Origin of the sequence: Neorhizobium huautlense, from assembly GCF_002968575.1 — a bacterium.
Taxonomy (GTDB): domain Bacteria; phylum Pseudomonadota; class Alphaproteobacteria; order Rhizobiales; family Rhizobiaceae; genus Neorhizobium; species Neorhizobium huautlense.
On the sequence record NZ_PVBM01000022.1, the window covers coordinates 13,613 to 30,943 of the forward strand.

The 17,331-nt window shown below is 61.7% G+C and carries 17 protein-coding genes; 14 read left to right on the plus strand and 3 right to left on the minus strand.

The window, feature by feature from the left end; translation table 11 throughout:
* Positions 1-40: 40 nt before the first annotated feature.
* The gene (locus C5L12_RS20810; RefSeq protein ID WP_105373979.1) at positions 41-784 is read left to right on the plus strand and encodes an SDR family oxidoreductase; all 744 of its coding nucleotides are present in this window, start codon (positions 41-43) and stop codon (positions 782-784) included.
* Positions 785-827: 43 nt separating this feature from the next.
* On the opposite strand, the gene C5L12_RS20815 is transcribed toward C5L12_RS20810, so the two are convergent.
* Entirely contained in the window at positions 828-2,591 is a 1,764-nt protein-coding gene (locus C5L12_RS20815) for a DEAD/DEAH box helicase (RefSeq protein WP_105374050.1), read from the minus strand.
* A gap of 396 nt (positions 2,592-2,987) precedes the next feature.
* Positions 2,988-3,320: a hypothetical protein gene (locus C5L12_RS20820; RefSeq protein WP_105373980.1), complete on the minus strand. Its 333-nt coding sequence runs from the start codon at positions 3,318-3,320 to the stop codon at positions 2,988-2,990.
* Between the two features lie 390 nt (positions 3,321-3,710).
* Between C5L12_RS20820 and C5L12_RS20825 the strand changes: the two genes are divergently transcribed.
* Together C5L12_RS20825 and C5L12_RS28475 are read left to right on the plus strand one after the other, a co-directional pair.
* On the plus strand, positions 3,711-7,409 hold the full coding sequence (locus C5L12_RS20825; protein WP_105373981.1) for a response regulator: 3,699 nt from the start codon (positions 3,711-3,713) through the stop codon (positions 7,407-7,409).
* Positions 7,410-7,825: 416 nt separating this feature from the next.
* Positions 7,826-8,710, plus strand: a complete 885-nt coding sequence (locus C5L12_RS28475) for a hypothetical protein (protein WP_205839368.1) — start codon at positions 7,826-7,828, stop codon at positions 8,708-8,710.
* 887 nt (positions 8,711-9,597) lie between these two features.
* Here C5L12_RS28475 and mnmC2 read toward each other — a convergent pair.
* Entirely contained in the window at positions 9,598-10,344 is a 747-nt protein-coding gene (mnmC2, locus tag C5L12_RS20835; protein ID WP_105373983.1) for a tRNA (5-methylaminomethyl-2-thiouridine)(34)-methyltransferase MnmC2, read from the minus strand.
* Between mnmC2 and C5L12_RS20840 the strand changes: the two genes are divergently transcribed.
* From C5L12_RS20840 to C5L12_RS20890, 11 genes are all read left to right on the plus strand, one after another.
* A complete protein-coding gene (locus C5L12_RS20840; protein WP_105373984.1) occupies positions 10,343-11,551 on the plus strand; it encodes an NAD(P)/FAD-dependent oxidoreductase in 1,209 nt (402 codons plus the stop codon). The genes mnmC2 and C5L12_RS20840 overlap by 2 nt on opposite strands.
* 126 nt (positions 11,552-11,677) lie before the next feature.
* Positions 11,678-12,385, plus strand: a complete 708-nt coding sequence (locus C5L12_RS20845; protein WP_105373985.1) for a DUF1045 domain-containing protein — start codon at positions 11,678-11,680, stop codon at positions 12,383-12,385.
* Positions 12,386-12,444: 59 nt separating this feature from the next.
* Positions 12,445-13,302 (plus strand): AraC family transcriptional regulator, encoded by an 858-nt coding sequence (locus C5L12_RS20850; protein WP_105373986.1) that lies wholly within the window; start codon positions 12,445-12,447, stop codon positions 13,300-13,302.
* Between the two features lie 77 nt (positions 13,303-13,379).
* Positions 13,380-14,117, plus strand: coding sequence for an AzlC family ABC transporter permease (locus tag C5L12_RS20855; RefSeq protein WP_105373987.1), 738 nt, complete (start codon positions 13,380-13,382; stop codon positions 14,115-14,117).
* Positions 14,114-14,416, plus strand: coding sequence for an AzlD family protein (locus C5L12_RS20860; RefSeq protein WP_105373988.1), 303 nt, complete (start codon positions 14,114-14,116; stop codon positions 14,414-14,416). The genes C5L12_RS20855 and C5L12_RS20860 overlap by 4 nt, the downstream gene beginning before the upstream one ends.
* Positions 14,417-14,486: 70 nt before the next feature.
* The gene (puuE, locus tag C5L12_RS20865) at positions 14,487-15,413 is read left to right on the plus strand and encodes an allantoinase PuuE (protein WP_105374051.1); all 927 of its coding nucleotides are present in this window, start codon (positions 14,487-14,489) and stop codon (positions 15,411-15,413) included.
* Positions 15,410-15,907, plus strand: a complete 498-nt coding sequence (gene uraD / locus C5L12_RS20870) for a 2-oxo-4-hydroxy-4-carboxy-5-ureidoimidazoline decarboxylase (protein ID WP_105373989.1) — start codon at positions 15,410-15,412, stop codon at positions 15,905-15,907. The genes puuE and uraD overlap by 4 nt, the downstream gene beginning before the upstream one ends.
* A 65-nt stretch (positions 15,908-15,972) precedes the next feature.
* Positions 15,973-16,263 carry a nucleotidyltransferase family protein gene (locus C5L12_RS20875; RefSeq protein WP_105374052.1) on the plus strand — a complete coding sequence of 97 codons (291 nt, stop codon included), beginning with the start codon at positions 15,973-15,975 and terminating at the stop codon, positions 16,261-16,263.
* A complete protein-coding gene (locus C5L12_RS20880; RefSeq protein ID WP_105373990.1) occupies positions 16,260-16,610 on the plus strand; it encodes a HepT-like ribonuclease domain-containing protein in 351 nt (116 codons plus the stop codon). The genes C5L12_RS20875 and C5L12_RS20880 overlap by 4 nt, the downstream gene beginning before the upstream one ends.
* 71 nt (positions 16,611-16,681) lie before the next feature.
* The gene (locus C5L12_RS20885; RefSeq protein WP_105373991.1) at positions 16,682-16,972 is read left to right on the plus strand and encodes a nucleotidyltransferase family protein; all 291 of its coding nucleotides are present in this window, start codon (positions 16,682-16,684) and stop codon (positions 16,970-16,972) included.
* Positions 16,969-17,331 carry a HepT-like ribonuclease domain-containing protein gene (locus C5L12_RS20890; RefSeq protein WP_105373992.1) on the plus strand — a complete coding sequence of 121 codons (363 nt, stop codon included), beginning with the start codon at positions 16,969-16,971 and terminating at the stop codon, positions 17,329-17,331. Before C5L12_RS20885 ends, C5L12_RS20890 begins: the two co-directional genes overlap by 4 nt.

A 17,331-nucleotide genomic window follows, 5' to 3' on the forward strand; every position in this document is an offset into this window, starting at 1 on the left:
CAGCCATAGACAGCAGATGTAACCCAACAGGAGCTACATCATGCTGAATAACAAAGTTGCCATCGTCACCGGCGCATCGAGCGGCATCGGTCGCGCCTGCGCCCTGCTCTTTGCGGCAGAGGGAGCCGCCGTCGTCGCCAATGCGCGAGGGGAGGCGGAACTGCAGAAGCTTGTCTCGGAAATCGAAGGTGCCGGCGGCCGCGCGATTGCCGTAGCGGGCGATGTTGCCGAAGAGGAGACCCACCGAAGACTGATCGATGCGGCGATGGAGCGCTTCGGCGGTCTCGACATCGCCTTGAATAATGCCGGCACGGTCGGGCCTTACAAGCCGCTGGCGGAGGTGACACTGGATGAATGGCAGCAGACCATGACCATGAACCTTGCCAGCGCCTTTCTCGGCGCACGCTCACAAATCCCGGCCATGCTCGAACGCGGCGGCGGTTCGATCATCTTCACCTCCACCTTCGTCGGCACCAGCGTCGGCATTCCCGGCATGGCCACCTATGGCGCTTCCAAGGCGGGCTTGATGGGATTGGTCAAGGGGATTACAGCCGACTATGGGGCGCAAGGCATTCGCGCCAATGCGCTATTGCCCGGCGGTACGGACACCCCTATGGCCGGTGACGCGGCGCAGAAGGAATGGGCGGCCGGGCTGCATGCAATGAAACGGATCGCGCAGCCGGACGAGATTGCCCGGGCCGCTCTTTTTCTTGCCAGCCCCATGGCAAGTTTCGTCGCCGGGACAGCGCTTTTTGCAGACGGCGGAAACGCTGCCGTCAAATGACAAAAAAGAGGCCGCTTCAAGCGGCCTCTTTTTTAGTCGTTGTTCATGCCCGGCTGCGTTTGCGGCCCTGCTGGCCGCCATTGCGGTTATCGTTACCGAAACGGACGGGGCCGCGGTTTTCACCCTGCGGCTGACCGGCATGTGCCGGACGGCCCTGGCCGCCGTTATGCGCCTTGCGCTGGTTGCCGGATTCATGCGGGGCATGTGCCGCATGCGGGTTCTGGCCGCCATTGCCCTTGCGATGTTCCTTGCGAGCCGGTCTGCCTTCGGCGCCGGCCGTTATCCCATCCCTGGGGCCGAACTGCTTCTTGGCGGAGCGAAAATCCGACGTCGTGGAAAGATCATTGTCGGCTTCGAAACGCGGTGCTTCTTCGCCGCGACGCTGGCCGCGGAAGTCCTCGTTACGGCGTTCGCCCCGGTTCGGACGGTCGCCATGCGGACGCTGCGGGCGATCGCCACGGAACGGACGATCCTGACGCTCGCCGCGTTCTTCCGAACGGGCGCCGCCCTCGGCACCTTCGGCCGCGAAGAAGGGCTTGCGGGCCGGGCGTTCGCGGCGCTCGGGACGGCCTTCGCCGTTTCCACGATCGCGACCTTGGCCTGCGCCGTTGCCGCCGCGGCCGCGATTGGCGCCACCACGGTTGCCACCGCCACGCGACGGACGGCTCATGCCCTCCGGACGCTCGCCGGAGGCGGTTGCGATTTCGATGCCCATCAGGCGCTCGATGTCACGCAGAAGACCGGCTTCGTCCGGTGCGCAGAAGGCAATTGCGATGCCGTCGCGGCCGGCACGGGCGGTGCGGCCGATGCGGTGTACGTAAGCGTCAGGCACTTCCGGCAGATCATAGTTGAAGACATGCGTCACGCCGGGGATGTCGATGCCGCGGGCAGCGACGTCGGTTGCCACGAGCACGCGGATCTCGTTGTCGCGGAATGCTTTCAGCGCCCGCTCGCGCTGACCCTGGCTCTTGTTGCCGTGGATCGAGGCAACCTTGAAGCCGATATGTTCGAGATGCTTTGAAAGCTTCTCTGCGCCGTGCTTGGTGCGCAGGAAGACCATGGCGCGGCCATCGGGATTGGTTTCGAGCGATTTCTTGAGAAGATCGGTCTTGTCGTTCTTGCCGACGACGAAATGGACGAATTGCTCCACCTTGTCGGCAGCCTTGCCCGGAGGGGTGACCGATACCTGGACCGGATCCTTGAGGAAGTCGGCTGCGAGATCGGCGATCGCCTTCGGCATGGTGGCGGAGAACAGAAGCGTCTGACGGTTCTTTGGAACCATCTTCGAGATCTTGCGCAGATCGTGGATAAAGCCGAGGTCGAGCATCTGGTCGGCTTCGTCGAGCACCAGGTAACGCACCGTCGTCAAGCCGATTGCGCGGCGGGCGATCAGGTCAAGCAGGCGGCCGGGGGTGGCGACGAGAATGTCGGTGCCTTTTTCCAGCTGCAGCTGCTGCTTGTTGATCGATGCGCCGCCGACAACGGCGTTGATCTTCAGCGGCGTGTTGCGGACATAGCTCTTCAGGTTGGCAGCGATCTGGTTCACCAGTTCGCGGGTCGGCGCCAGCACGAGGGTGCGGGTGGTGCGGTTGTCGGGACGCTTGGGGTCCTTCAGGAGCATTTCGATGAGCGGGAGGCCGAACGCAGCGGTCTTGCCGGTGCCGGTCTGTGCCAGGCCGATCATGTCGCGGCCTTCGAGAAGCTGTGGGATCGCCTGGGCCTGGATCGGCGTGGGCGTTTCGTAACCAAGCGCAAAAAGAGTGGCTACGAGCTGCTTGGCAAGGCCAAGCTCTTGGAAATTCGTCAAGTCGAATACCTTTTCGGGGCGCCGCAAGCCTATGCCGGGGCCGGCACCATGCCGTCCGGTCTGCCTGTGGCGTCAAGAACCCCGCGTGAAGTGGGAACTTGCAAGTTGGAAATTGCTTTCCAGCGCTTAAACCCTGAGGGTCAGGGCGATCTATCTATGCGCCTTGTTCCTTCTTCGCGGTTATTTTGAACGCGGGGCCAGCTCACGCGGCGGCCGGAAGGTGAAAGCTGATGCGCATTTGGTGGATCTGGGGGCAAAAGTCAAGTGAATGTTTCGCAATTGCGAGAGGGGGAACCGGGTCTCGCTCCATTTCGTCGCCCCATGGAGCCCCACCGGCTGAAAGAAAAAGCCCGCGCTCGTGCGAGCGCGGGCTTGGCATGAACTGCTGTTGTCGGGTCAGTAGCGCGGGCAGACGCGGGCGCGATAGGCTTCGCCCCACTCGTTCTCGACCCATTCATAATGGCAGCGCGGTGCATACTGGGTGCGGTAGTAGACGCGCCGCGGCGGCGGCGGTGCATAATCGTATTCCGGCTCTACGTAAACCGGCCGCTGCGATCCGGAGACGATCGCACCGCCGATGATGCCGCCCGCAAGCCCGGCTGCGACGCCGGTCCAGACGTCGTCATGATGTCGGTCGCGGGCTTGAGCAGCCGGAGCGGCCGCCGTTAAAGCGCCAGCTACCGTAAGTGCCATGAGGCCCGCGGAGATGCTCTTTTGCAGTACGGACATGTCTTTGTTCCTTTCCCTCTCGTGATTAAGGGCACGGAAGAAAAGTCGCCTGCAAAGGCGGCGGATTCATGAAATCCCACGACGAGTAGTCTGAACGGCTGTTCAGCCTCTCTCGACCTCAAGTTGAAAATATTGAGGCTCATGCGTCCTGTGATGGTTACTTTGGCAAAATATTGGTTAAATAAAGGCGATTTTAGGATCTGCCGAATCTCCTCGTTCCGCAGCGCTGCGATTCCTCTTGGGAGAAATTGCCGAACGATCCGGATAAATCGCTGAAATTGCGCCGCTTGCCTGCCGCATCAACAACGCGTTGTTAACGTGCGCGTGCTGTTATCCGTCAATTGGGAACCAACGAATCGAACCGGTTTCGGCCGGAGCGCGGAGTGGAAGGTGGAGACGGAAAGTGAACTGCTGAGAACGGCGTGCGAGCGGATCAACGATCTCGCCGAACCCGCCTTCATCAAGGACAGCGCCCTCACTTACGTGGCGGTGAATGCCGCCTATGCCCGGCTCTTCGGCAAACACGCGCATGAACTCATCGGCAAAACGAGCGGCGGCCTCTTCGGCGGCGGGGTGGACGCCGATCGCAAGGAAAAGGAATGCCGGGCGATCGTCTTCGGTACCGAGGAAGCCGCCTTCTGTTACGACCGCGCGGGCGTCGCGCGGCATCAAATCCACATCGAGCGCTTTCTCACAGAAGATGACCATACCTATCTCTTCGGCTCGTTCGTGCCGGCGACGACGCTGAGCGTTGCCGGAGGGCTGAACGTCGAGATGCAAGGCGGGCAAGCCGGCCAGTCCAGCGAGCCCATGTCGGTGTTCGACAGCGCCCTGGTCGACGATGCACTCGACATGCTCGAAATGGGCATCGGCATCTACGACAGGAACGACTCGCTGCTCTACTGGAACTCGGAGCTGTCGAACTATTTCGCGTCGATGTCGATCGAGGTAAGGCGCGGCATGACGCTGAGGGAAATCCTCGGTCATGCCTATGACCGGCGCAAGCGGTTGTCGCCGGAGAAGATCGCGGCGGAAACGCCCGGCAAGGCGGCCTGGATCGAGGAGCGGATGAAACCGTTCCGGTTGCCCTATTCGGAAAGCATCTATCAGCTGTCCGACGGGCGGTGGATGCGGAGCCTCAACAAGCGCCTCGAGAATGGGTTGCTGCTTGCCGTTCGTCACGACGTGACGGACTTCAAGGAGCAGGAAATGCTCCTGCGGGCGCGGGTCGCCGAGACGGAGCTGCTGCGCGCCGTGCTGGAGGATCTGCCGGTCCCGGTTTTCGCCCGCAACAGCGATCACCAGCTGACCTATGCCAATGCCGCCTACGAAGCGATGCTCGGCGCCCCGCGCGAGCAGTTTCTCGGCAAGACGGAAACGGAGATGTTTCCGGACGCGGCGGAGAGGTTCCGTCTCGAAAACGACCGCATCATGGATGGCGAGGCGATCGACAAGTCGGAGGACGTGACTTTCCCCGACGGCTCGATCGTGCCGGTCATCACGCGCCTGCGGCGGATCACGACCGCTGACGGCGCCCACCATCTGGTGGGTTCGCGGATGGATGTCTCGCTTATCAAGGAAGCCCAGAGGAAGGCGGAGAAGGTCGGCGAAGATCTGCAGACTATCCTCAGCGCCATTCCGGTCGGCATTGCGATTCTCGACGAGACGTTCAACTTCGAATACGCAAACCCGACCTTTTACGATTTCTGGGATGCAGGCGAGCAGTTCGACCTGCCCGGCCGCTCCTATCGCGACTTCCTGAAGGTCAATTTCGATCGCGGAATCTATGCCGGTTCGAACCTCAGCTTCGAGGAGATCTACCAGGGCCGGATCGCGGCGCTGACGGAAGGCGACGACAGGCCGCCGATCGAGGTGAAAAGCCGCAACGGCCGCAGCATCGTCATTTCCGGTACCGGGCTTTCCGGCGGAAAGACGCTGCTGACCTACATGGACATCACCGCCATCCGCAAGCGGGAGCAGGAGATCCACGAGGCCCGCGCGGCACTCGAACAGCACGGCGCGCTGATGCGCGACGCCACCAGCGCGATGTCGCAGGGCCTTTTGATCCTGCATGACGGCGAAATCATCTTCTGCAACGACGCCTTGGCGAGCATGCTCGAAATGCCGGCGGAAATGGCCACGCCTGGTAAACAGTGGCGGGACATCTTCCGCTTCTGCGTCAGGCGCGGCGACCTCGGTCCGCCGGACGTGGCCGCCGATACGCTCAGGAGCTGGGAGGAAAATCTTGCCACCGGAAAGCCGGTCTTTGCCGATTTCCGCGTCGAGGGCCGCAAGTGGATCCATGTCGAGGCCAATATCACCGGCAGCGACCATTGGCTTGCGATCTTCACGGACGTCACCGACACCAAGGAACGCGAGGAGGAGCTGACACGGCTTCTGCAGCGCGCCGAGGCGGCAGACCGGGCGAAGTCCGAATTCCTCGCCAATATGAGCCACGAGATCCGCACTCCGATGAACGGCGTGCTGGGCATGGCCGAGCTGCTCGCCAAGTCCAATCTCGATACCCGCCAGAAGACGTTCATCGACATCATCGTCAAGTCGGGCAATGCGCTGCTCACGATCATCAACGACATCCTGGACTTCTCCAAGATCGATGCGGGGCAGATGAAGCTCCGCAAGGCGCCCTTCGATCCGGTCGAGGCGATCGAGGACGTGGCGACGCTGCTCTCCTCATCCGCCGCGGAAAAGGACATCGAGCTCATCGTGCGCGGCGATGCGTCCGTGCGCGAGACGGTCATGGGAGATGCCGGCCGCTTCCGCCAGATCATCACCAACCTGGTTGGCAATGCGGTGAAGTTCACCGAAAAGGGCCACGTCTTCATCGACCTGATGTCGAAGTCGACGGGGCCGGGCAAGATGATGCTCACCGTCCGCATCGAGGATACCGGCCTCGGCATCCCGGAAGAGAAGCTCCGAGCGGTTTTCGAGAAGTTCTCGCAGGTGGATACGTCCTCCACCCGCCGCCACGAAGGCACCGGGCTCGGGCTTGCCATTACCGCCGGCCTTACGGAGCTCTTCGGCGGGCGCATCGAGGTCGAAAGCGAGCTCGGACGGGGTTCGGCCTTTACCGTGCATCTGCCGTTCGACGTCGTCAGCGAACGCAACGTCCAGACGGTTTTGCCGATCAATACAAGCGGCGCGCGCATCCTGGTGGTCGACGACAATCCCGTCAACCGCCGGATCCTCAGCGAGCAGCTTTCGATGTGGGGCTTCGATGCGGTCGCCGCCGACGGCGGTGCCGAGGGGCTTGCGATCCTCGGCGAGGCCGCCCGGATCGGCGTGGTTGTCGATGCCATTGTGCTCGACTACCACATGCCGGAAATGAACGGCCTCGACTTCGCCCGTAACCTGCGGCGCGACGCCCGGTTCGACGGCACCGGTGTCATCTTTCTGACCTCCATGGACATGGCCAGCGACGACAGCACCTTCCAGGCGCTCAATATCCAGGCGCATCTTATGAAGCCCGCCCGCGCCAACCTGCTGCGCAGCACGATCATCGACGTGGTCCGCTCGATCCGCACGAAGCGGCGCGCGCTGGAGAACCTTCAGGTCCGGTCGGAGGCAATTCCTGTCTCTTCCCATCGGACGGAGCCAAACTCCCGTCCGGTATCTTCCGTCACGCCCGTCATCGCCGACGAACCGGTCTCGACGCCTCCCATGCGCTCCAGTCCGGCCCTCGATGTGCTGGTTGCGGAGGACAACGAGGTCAATCAGATCGTCTTCACGCAGATCCTGCAATCGACCGGCTGGCTGTTCCAGATCGTCAAGAACGGTGCCGAGGCCGTCGAGGCCTGGAAGGAGCACGAGCCGGCGGTGATCCTGATGGACGTGTCCATGCCGGTCATGAACGGACATCAGGCGACCCAGAAGATCCGCGAGCTGGAGAAGCAGAGCGGGTCGCACACGCCGATCATCGGGGTGACCGCGCATGCGCTGGAAAGCGACCGTGAACTCTGCATCAAGGCCGGCATGGACGATTATCTGTCGAAGCCGATCAGTCCGGAGGCTCTGGAGTCCAAGATCCGTACCTGGATCGGGGGCGGGGCCATCCATTCGGTGTCAGGCTAGCCCCATAGCCGGCGGCCTACTCCCATTGTACTAACCCGTATGGGGGATTTTTCGGCGCAGCGAGTGTGCCATTCTCCATTCGCTCAACAGACTGTTGAGGGCTCGAACGGGAAAAACGGTCGAGCCCTAATTTTCCCAGTAAGTGCTGCGTCTGGTGAAGGGCTCGCGCCTTGGCGGACCGGCGCGAGCCCTCAGGCGGGCTCCGGCTCGCTGAGATGGCCGGTTTTTTTCGCATCCCGCTTCAAACGACCGTTTCCTTCTTCAACCCGGTCTCGCCCGCTCCCTGCACAAATAAATAACCGAACAGGCGGCGAAAGCTCGAATTGTAAGTACGTGCTAAAATAGATGTTTATAAACATGCTGTTCTCTTTGAGCCTGTGCAAAGGGCTTCCCCCAAGCAGGTCAGAAGGAACATCATGCAGCTCTCCCATATCCTCGGCGTTCTCTGTCTTTCCACGACATTGGCGCTTGCCCCTCTGAACATGATCTTCGTCGATAGTTCGCCAGCCTTTGCAAAGGGCGGCAACGGCGGCGGTAATGGTGGTGGCGGAGGCGGCGGTAACGGCGGTGGTGGCGGCGGTAACGGCGGTGGCGGAGGCGGCGGCGGCAATGGAGGAGGAGGCGGTCACGGTGGCGGTGGTGGCCACAGCGGCGGCAAAAGCGGCGACCGTTCGGGAAGCAAGGGGGCGAACGGCCGGAGCGCCGACAGCCGGACCGACAAGGCCAGCAGATCGCAGCAGGCCGGCAAGTCGAAGCCGAACGTCAAGACCGTCGGCAAGGCGACCACGGCAGTTGGCCGGAAGTCAGCGGCGGCTCAGAAGGCAAAGCCGGAGAAAAAGCTTGCTGCCCAACTGGCCGGACTGAATTCGCTGAAACGCAATTACCACGCGCTGATGAATACGGCCGATCCTCGGATGGCGGCGATTTCCGCCTTCAGTACTGCCTACGCACAATATGAGCTCACGCACGGCGTCGCGCCGCCGGCGGACGATCCTGTTCTCGGCGATGCGGCCCTGAGCGAGGCTTTGGCGGCGGCGGGAAAAATGGAGACGGTCGCGCCGGAAGCCCTCGGCTGGGCAAAAGGGGTGCTCGGCGTCGGACCGGCGGTGGGCACGATCGACAAGATGAGAGAAGCGCTCGCGAAGCAGACGACCGAACCCACCGACGATACGGATGCGGATGAGGATACAACCGAAACGCCTGCGCCGGATGAAACCGTTGACGGAGAGCCGGACGATACCGATCCGGTCGAAACCGCCGCCAGCGGAGACACTGCTACGGCCGAAGCGACAACTCCCTGAGTTGATGCCGCGTGGCACGACAAGTACCGGCAAAGCCCAGGCCTAACCTTTTCCGGAAGGTAGCCATCTACTCACACAAAAGCACATCGGCACGGTGGAACCGGTGGTGCGCGAGGTGGCCTACCCGTTTCAGCCAGCCTGTCTTTGACGATGCAGCATGTCACGCACTAGGCTCACAAGCTCCAGCAGCGGCGTTCCCCGTCGCTGCTCCACATCGATCCGACGACAAATCAAACGCAGGTCCAAGCCCACAAACATCATGCTTACCCCAATGAATCAGCCCACCTGATATATAGCTGGATTTGCGGCCGAGGAGTATTTTCGTGTGCGCGGATCAGGAGAGTGACTTTGGCCGGCTTCCATTCGATTTAGGCCATAAGGGGATGTTGATGCAGCCGTTTCACCCAATGTCGAAGTTGATCTGGGTCAAGAACTAGGGTCACTTGAGATGTGAGACGGCACCATTGTACCCCCCAACGCAGTGCGGTCTTAGCGGCCGGTATTCATTGACCGGCCGCTTCCTTTTATCGGTACTTCGCCCTGGGCCGGGTCTTCTCGATTTATGAAGTCCAATAGATTGGAGCAGAAGAATGTGCCCTTGGATATTGTCGAGGATTGTTTGAAGATAGTAAGTGTGTTCTTTCATTTTGTATCTGATGCGACAGAAACACTACCCACAACGGATGATCTTCCAGACTGCGGTCTAGCTCCTTTGAGGGAATTGTGAGTTTCCATCCAGAGCGTAATGTTCTCTTTCTTCCCAGGTCATGCATAGAAGAGTCTTGAACTTGGGAGAGGCCCGCGCAGGGGGAACAGGCGCGGGCCTTCTGCTATTCAGGAGAATAGCGATCGTCGCTGTTATTGCGGCAAGTGTGCGGGACAGCGGGTCAGGCTTTGACGCCGCACAGCATCTCGCGTTTTCCGGCAAATCCGGGGCGACGTTCGACGGCGAAGCCGGCCGCGGACAAGTTGCGGCGCACGAAGCCGGCAGCGGCGTAGGTACCGAACGTCCCGCCCGGTACCGTCTTCTCGTGGATTGCCTGCATCAGGTCCGGCGACCACATGTCCGGATTGCGGGACGGGGCGAAGCCGTCGAGGAACCAGGCGTCGAAACCCGGTTCGATGGCCATCACGGATTCCAGCGCGGGACCGCAGACGACGGTGAGCCGGGTTTGCCGGTCCGCTTCGATCTCGACCCTTCCGGCGGGTTCATCCGGCCAGGCGGCGGTAAGCGCTGTACGCTCCGCATCGATTTCCGGCCAGCGGGTCAACGCGCGGTCGATCTCCTCGCTCTTCATCGGGTAGAGTTCGAAGGAGATGAAGTGAAGTTTTCCGGCCGGGAGGCGGGTGAGTTTCCATTGGCGCCAGGTTTCGCAGAAATTCAGACCCGTGCCGAAACCGAGTTCTCCGATCTTGAACTCTCCGGATGGTGACCCGCAGTCGCGCCAACGATCCGGGAGGCCGTTGCCCGCAAGAAAGGTGTGGCCGCATTCCAGCCGCCCATCGGTGCGACAATAAAAGTGATCGCCAAACTTTTGCGAATAGGGCATATCGCCCTCGTGCCAGTCCAGCGGCTGGTCTTCCCGGGCAAGACTGTCGGGGGTCGCAAGCTTTTCGGGGTCATCGTCGCTCATGGGACATGCGGATAATCCTGCCGGGTCCAAGGGTCAATCGGATCTTGGCGGTCGATCTCACGATCTTCCGGCAGCTGTCGATCTCGTCATCCTCGGAGGCGGCGTCATGGGCCTCTGGGCGGCGGTCAAGGCCGAGCGCCTCGGTATCAGGACGCTGCTTGCCGATGCCGGCCGGACGGGGCAGGGGGCGAGCGGCGGACTGCTCGGCGCGCTGATGCCGCATATGCCGGACAAATGGAACGAGAAGAAACAGTTCCAGTTCGACGCGCTGCTGTCGCTCGAAGAGGAGGTCGCCGGGATCGAGCAGGCGACCGGCATGACCTGCGGGTACCGCCGTTGCGGTCGGCTGATCCCCTTGCCGAAACCGCATCTCAGAACGATCGCCTTGCGGCACTCGCAGGATGCCGAAATCTGTTGGCATCAGCATGGCCGCCGTTTCCACTGGCATGTCGTCGATCGCGGCGTTCAGGAGGGTTGGCCGGATGCAACCTTTACCGAAGCCGGTCTTGTTCATGACACTTTCGCGGCGCGCGTTTCGCCGCGCGGTCTTACTGCGGCGCTTGTGGCTTTCCTGCGTGCGGCAAGACACGTCCGGATTATCGAGGGGCTTGTCGCCGATCGGGTCGATCCGGAGAAAAACCGTGTGATTTTCGCAGGCGGCGAAAGTACTGCCTTCGGACATTGCATCGTGGCGGCGGGCCACCAGTCCTTCCCGTTGCTGGGGGAAATTTCTCCGCCGCTGCCACGGCCGCTCGGACAGGCAGTGAAGGGCCAGGCGGCATTGCTCAGGGCCGACGTCGATCCGACGCTGCCGATCATCTTTCTCAACGGGCTCTATGTCGTCGCCCACGAGGGCGGGCATGTCGCGGTCGGCAGCACCAGCGAGGACGTGTTCGAAGACGCAGCCTCGACGGACGGTCTGCTCGACGATCTGGTCAGCCGCGCCCGCGATCTCGTGCCGGCCCTGAGGGAGGCGCCGGTGATCGAGCGCTGGGCGGGGCTTCGGCCCAAAGCCATCGACCGCGACCCGATGGTCGGGCCGTATCCGGATCACCGCAAGGTGATTGCTCTTACCGGGGGCTTCAAGGTCAGCTTTGGGCTCGCCCACAAGCTCGCGGAAGCAGCACTCCGTTCGGTAAGCGGCGAGGAAATGCAGCTTCCGGACTCCTTTGCCCTGGAAAGCCACCTGGCCGCCGCCGCGCGCTAAACGCGAATCCTTCCGTCGCCCTCGTCGTTAATCTGTCACGCAAATCACGTACCTCCATTCGTGGGGTCGATGAGCAATGCGTAAAATACCGGGGCGGAAAAGAAGGGACGCACGAGAAGGTGATGCATGCGTTATGCCATATATTTCACGCCTCCGGCTTATGATCCGCTGACGCTGGCCGCCGCCCAATGGCTTGGCCGCAACGCCTTTTCCGGCGAGGCCATGGAGCCGCCGGCGATCCGAGGCATCGGCATCCACGACATCGCCTTCAACACCGCGCTACCGCGCCGCTCCGGTTTCCACGCCACGCTGAAGTCGCCCTTCCGGCTTGCACCCGGCGTCACCGAACAGGCACTGCTGCGGCACCTGATGCGATTTGCGGGCGCGCACGATCCGTTTGATCTGCCGAGACTGGAAGTCGTTCGGCTCGGCAATTTCTTCGGCCTTGCGCCGGTCCTGCCCTGCGAGACCATGCGGTTTCTCGCTGCCGCCGTCGTGCAGGAGTTCGACGCCTTTCGCGCTCCGCTTTCCGAAGCGGAGCTGGAGCGCTGCGATCCGGGCGACCTGACAGCTCCGCAATTTGCAAACCTGCACCGCTGGGGCCACCCTTACGTGATGGACGAATTTCGCTTCCACATGACCCTCACAGGTCCGCTTTCCGCGATCGACATGCAGCGCTTCGAGCTGGCGTTGCGCGATCACTTCGAGCCCTTCCTCAGGAAGCCGGTCGAGGTCGCCAACCTCGCCCTGTTCGTCGAGGAGGAGCAGGGCGCGCCTCTCCTCGTCCACTCCCTGCATCCCATGGGTCGGGTGGCGTCACGCAAGATCGCCTGAGACCCTCCGGCGTCACTTTTGTTCAAGAAGCCAAGGCGCAAGTCTGCTATATCCGCGTGATGGACAATATCTCGCAGGAGCAGGCAGCCGACCACATGCCGCTCGCGGAAGCGGAAACCACCCGCTTCTGGCGGGACAGCCGCTTCGGCGGCATGGAGTGCCTGACCGCCACCTTCCTGACCCACGAATTCGCCCCGCATGCCCATGACACATTCAGCATCGGCGCCATCGAGAGTGGTGGCCAGATCGCCACGATCCGCGGCACAAGGGAAGCGTCCGGACCGGGCGACCTCTATCTCATCAACCCGGGCGAGATCCATGATGGAGCACCCTACGAGGGCGGCTACCGCTACCGCATGATCTATCCGGACCTCTCGCTGCTGCGCGAAATCCTGGAAGACGTCACCGGAAAACCTTTTCGAGGTATGCCAGCCTTCGGTCGGCAGATACTTCGCGACCAGGCGCTCGCGGATGCTTTCCATGCGGCGCATCGCACCCTGGAGGTGGGGTCCGGTGCGCTGGAGACGAGCCAGGCGATGTTCCTGGTGCTGGACGCGATGTTCCGGAGGCACGGCAGCTCGATCATCGTGCCGACCGATACGGCTGAAAAATCCGCCGTGCATCGGGCGCGCGACTACCTGGTGGAGAATTTCGCCAGCGATGTCGGACTGGAGGAACTTGCCGAAGTAGCGGGCTTGAGCCGTGCCCATCTCATCCGCGCCTTCCGCAAGGAATTTCATATCACGCCGCATTCCTTCCTCACCGACATTCGCATCCGCGAGGCGCGCAAGCGCTTGAGGAAGGGTGGCCAGCCGGCGGAAATCGCGCTCGAATGCGGCTTTGCCGACCAGGCCCATTTCACCCGCCACTTCAAATCGCGAACCGGACTGACCCCCGGGCAGTATCGCGCCCGCTGAACCTCTCTCCCATCGGCGACGGCCGTTGCGGGTCATAGGTGTCACTTTCCTTCAAGACGATAAATTTTCGCCGGCCTATGACCTCTGCTCCAATCGGAGGTTTTGACGTGAAAGAGAATGCAAGACTCGCGGATTTTCTTGGCGGCATGCGGGCGATCGCGCCGCTGATCGCCGCCGTGGTGCCAATCGGCCTGGTCTTCGGCGCGGTGGCGGCAACCAAGGGGCTGACGCCGGCAGAGGCCGGATTGATGAGCACGCTGGTCTTTGCCGGTGGTTCGCAATTCGTGGCGATGGATATCTGGACGCATCCCGCGTCCTGGGTGGGCGTCGGCTTTGCCGCATTGATGGTCAACATCCGCCATCTGCTGATGAGCGCATCGCTCGGCACCAGGATGCAAGGCTTCGGCCCGCGCGAGCGGTATTTCGCGATGCTTTTCCTGGCCGACGAGATTTGGGCGATGGCCGAGTTCCGGGCGAAGGTCGCCCGGCTGACGCCTGCATGGTTTGCCGGCCTGGTGGCACCCTTCTATCTTGCCTGGGTCGTCTCCGGTATCGGCGGTGCGGGGCTTGGCGCATTCCTCGGCGATCCGGTGGTGCTCGGGCTCGATTTTGCCTTTCCCGCGGTCTTCATCGTGCTGGTCATGGGTTTCTGGAAAGGGCCGGAGACCGGCGCTGTCCTGCTTGCAAGCGGTGCTGCCGCCGTTGCCACCCAGCATTTCGTGCCGGGCGTTTGGTACATTGCCGCTGGCGCCGTCGCGGGCCTGCTGACCGCCCTGGTTTCCGGCAACCGCCGCAGCGTGGAGGTGACGTCATGACCGTCGATCTCACTACCCTGCTCGCCATCATTGCCATGGCGGCTGCGACGGCGCTTACCCGCTTGGGTGGCCTCATCCTCATTCGCCATGTCTCGCTCGAAGGCAGCCGCCGCAAGGCGATCGAATCGATTCCGCCGGCGGTGCTGATGGCTGTCGTCGCGCCGACGGCATTCGCGACCGGGCTTGCCGAAACAATCGCCTGCGCGGTGACTGCTTTTGCAGCACTTCGCCTGCCGATGCTCGTTTCGGTGGCACTCGGCGTCGTGTCGGTCGCCTCTCTCAGGGCGTTTGGTATCTGAGCCCGCTTTCGGCCTCGACATTGCGCAAAACGGTGGGCTACCGTCGCCGGCAAACTTCGAGGGCTATCTGATGCAGGCACAAGACTATCCACGCAATCTCATCGGCTACGGCCGCTCCACTCCCGATCCGAAGTGGCCGGGCGGCGCGCATGTCGCCGTTCAGTTCGTGATCAATTACGAGGAGGGCGGTGAGAGTTCCATCCTCGATGGCGACGCTGCTTCCGAATCGCTGCTCTCGGAGATCGTCGGAGCCGCCCCCTGGCCCGCCCAACGCAACCTCAACATGGAGTCGATCTATGAATACGGCTCTCGCGCCGGCTTCTGGCGGCTCTGGCGCATGTTCACCGAGCTCAAGGTGCAGGCGACCGTCTATGGCGTGACACTTGCCATGGCCCGCAACCCGGAAGCGGTCGCCGCGATGAAGGAGGCGGGCTGGGAAATCGCCAGCCACGGCTATCGTTGGCTGGAATACAAGGATTTTTCCGAGGAGAAGGAACGCGAGCATATCCTTGAGGCGGTGCGTCTTCACACGGAACTCGCCGGCGAGCGGCCCTATGGCATGTACCAGGGCAAACCGTCGGGCAACACGCTTCGGCTGGTGATGGAGGAGGGCGGTTTCCTCTATTCCTCCGATTCCTACGCCGATGATTTGCCCTATTGGGTGCCGGGTCTCGGTGGTAAGCCGTTCCTGATCATTCCCTATACGCTCGAGACCAACGATATGCGGTTTGCGACGCCGCAGGGGTTCAATGCCGGGGATCAGTTCTTCAATTACCTGAAGGATGCCTTCGACGTGCTCTATCAGGAAGGTAAGGAGGGCAGCCCAAAGATGATGTCCGTCGGTCTTCACTGCCGCCTTGTCGGCCGGCCAGGTCGCGCTGCGGCACTGCGGCGCTTCATCGAATATGTGCTCAGCCACGACAAGGTGTGGCTGCCGCGCCGCATCGAGATCGCCCATCATTGGCACCAGCATCACAAGCCGGCAGGCGCGCCATGACTGCGCGGGGAGATTTCATCGAGAAATTCGGCGGCGTTTTCGAGCATTCGCCGTTTATTGCCGAGCGCGCCTACGATTGCGGCCTCGTCTTCATACCGCTGACGGCGAAGGGGCTCCATGCCGCGCTGGTCTCGGTTTTCCGCAAGGCGGGCCGCGAGGAGCGGTTGGGTGTGCTGCGCGCCCACCCCGACCTCGCAGGCAGGCTCGCGATCGCCGGAGAATTGACCGAAGACAGTAAAAGGGAGCAGGCGGGTGCGGGGCTCGACGAACTGAGCGCGGAAGAACATGCGCGCTTCACCGAGCTCAACACGGCTTATACGGAAAAATTCGGCTTTCCCTTCATCATCGCGGTCAAGGGCCTCGGCAAGCAAGACATCCTCGCCGCCTTCGAAAAGCGCATCCACAACAGCGTCGAAGAAGAATTCGAAACCGCCGCCGCACAGGTTGAGCGGATCGCGCTGCTGCGGCTGCTTTCGATGCTGCCGGAGGGGTGATGGATGCGGTTCTTTCCTCTAGACCTTGCCTCGCTTATATTGATGACATCAGGAGTGATGCTCTCATGAGACCGTCGGAAGTGTTGGAGAGGAACAGGGAGATTATTCGAGCGATCGTGGCCCGTCGGCAGGTCTTCAACCCGCGTGTCTATGGGTCAGTGCTTTACGGTAGCGACCGTGTGGACAGCGATCTGGACATCTTGGTGGATCCATCGCCGACGACATCGCTCTTTACGCTCGGCGGCCTCCAGGGTGATTTGGAGGAAGCCCTCGGAATTCCGGTAGACGTAAAGGTGCCTGGGGATTTCCCACCCGACATCCGCGCGCGCGTCGTAGCGGAAGCTGCCGCTATATGAGTTCCGAGCGCCTTCAAACACATCTCGACCGCATGATTTTCGCCGGCGAAAAGGCCGTGAAATATGTGCGAGGTATGGATGGGGATGGCTTCCGCGAAAACGAAATCATACAGGATGCGGTCATTGCCAACATCATGGCAATCGGCGAATGCGCGACAAAGATAATGGAGCAGTCCCCGGATTTCGTTGTAGGACATCCCGAGATTCCCTGGCGGGATATCAAGAACATGCCCAACCGTATTGCGCATCAATATTTTCAGCTCGATATCGAAACGGTCTGGCGGACTGTGGATCAGATGATTCCTCAGCTACTCTCGCAACTCCAGGCCGCCCGCCCCAGTGAATAGAAGCACCTTCCATAACGCTTTTCTCCCGATCTTCCGTCCCCTATATTGTCCGTATCAGGAGTGATGCCGTCATGAGACCGTCGGAAGTCTTGGAGAAGAACAGGGAAGCGATCCGGGAAGCGACAAAGCGCTTTAACGCGGCCAATCCGCGTGTCTTCGGCTCGGTGGCCCGCGGCGAGGACGGACCGGAGAGCGATCTCGACATCCTGGTCGACGCGTTGCCCGGGACGACGCTGTTCGATCTGGGCGGGCTTCAGGATACGCTGGAGACGCTTCTGAGGATCAGGGTCGACATTGTTACCTCGGGTGGCCTGAAGCCGTCTATGCGGGAACGGATACTGTCGGAAGCGGCCGCTATATGAGCGCGGATCGCCTGAAGGAGTATCTCGACCAAATGCGATCGGCCGCGTCTCGGGCCTGCGAATTTATAGATGGCACGACACAGGAAGCCTTTCTCTCCGACGTTCGCACGCAGATGGCGGTGGCGATGGCGCTGGTTTTGATCGGCGAAAGCGCGGCGCGTATCATGATGCATCATCCGGATTTTCCTGTCGATCATCCCGAAATTCCTTGGTCGAAAATGCGGGGAATGCGCAATTTCGTCGTCCATGATTATTACGAGCTTGAGCTTCCCGTTGTCTGGGAAACCGTGCAGACATCTCTCCCGGCGCTGATTTCCAACCTCGATTCCCTCCGCCACTGGCGTGCTCAAGGCGAATAA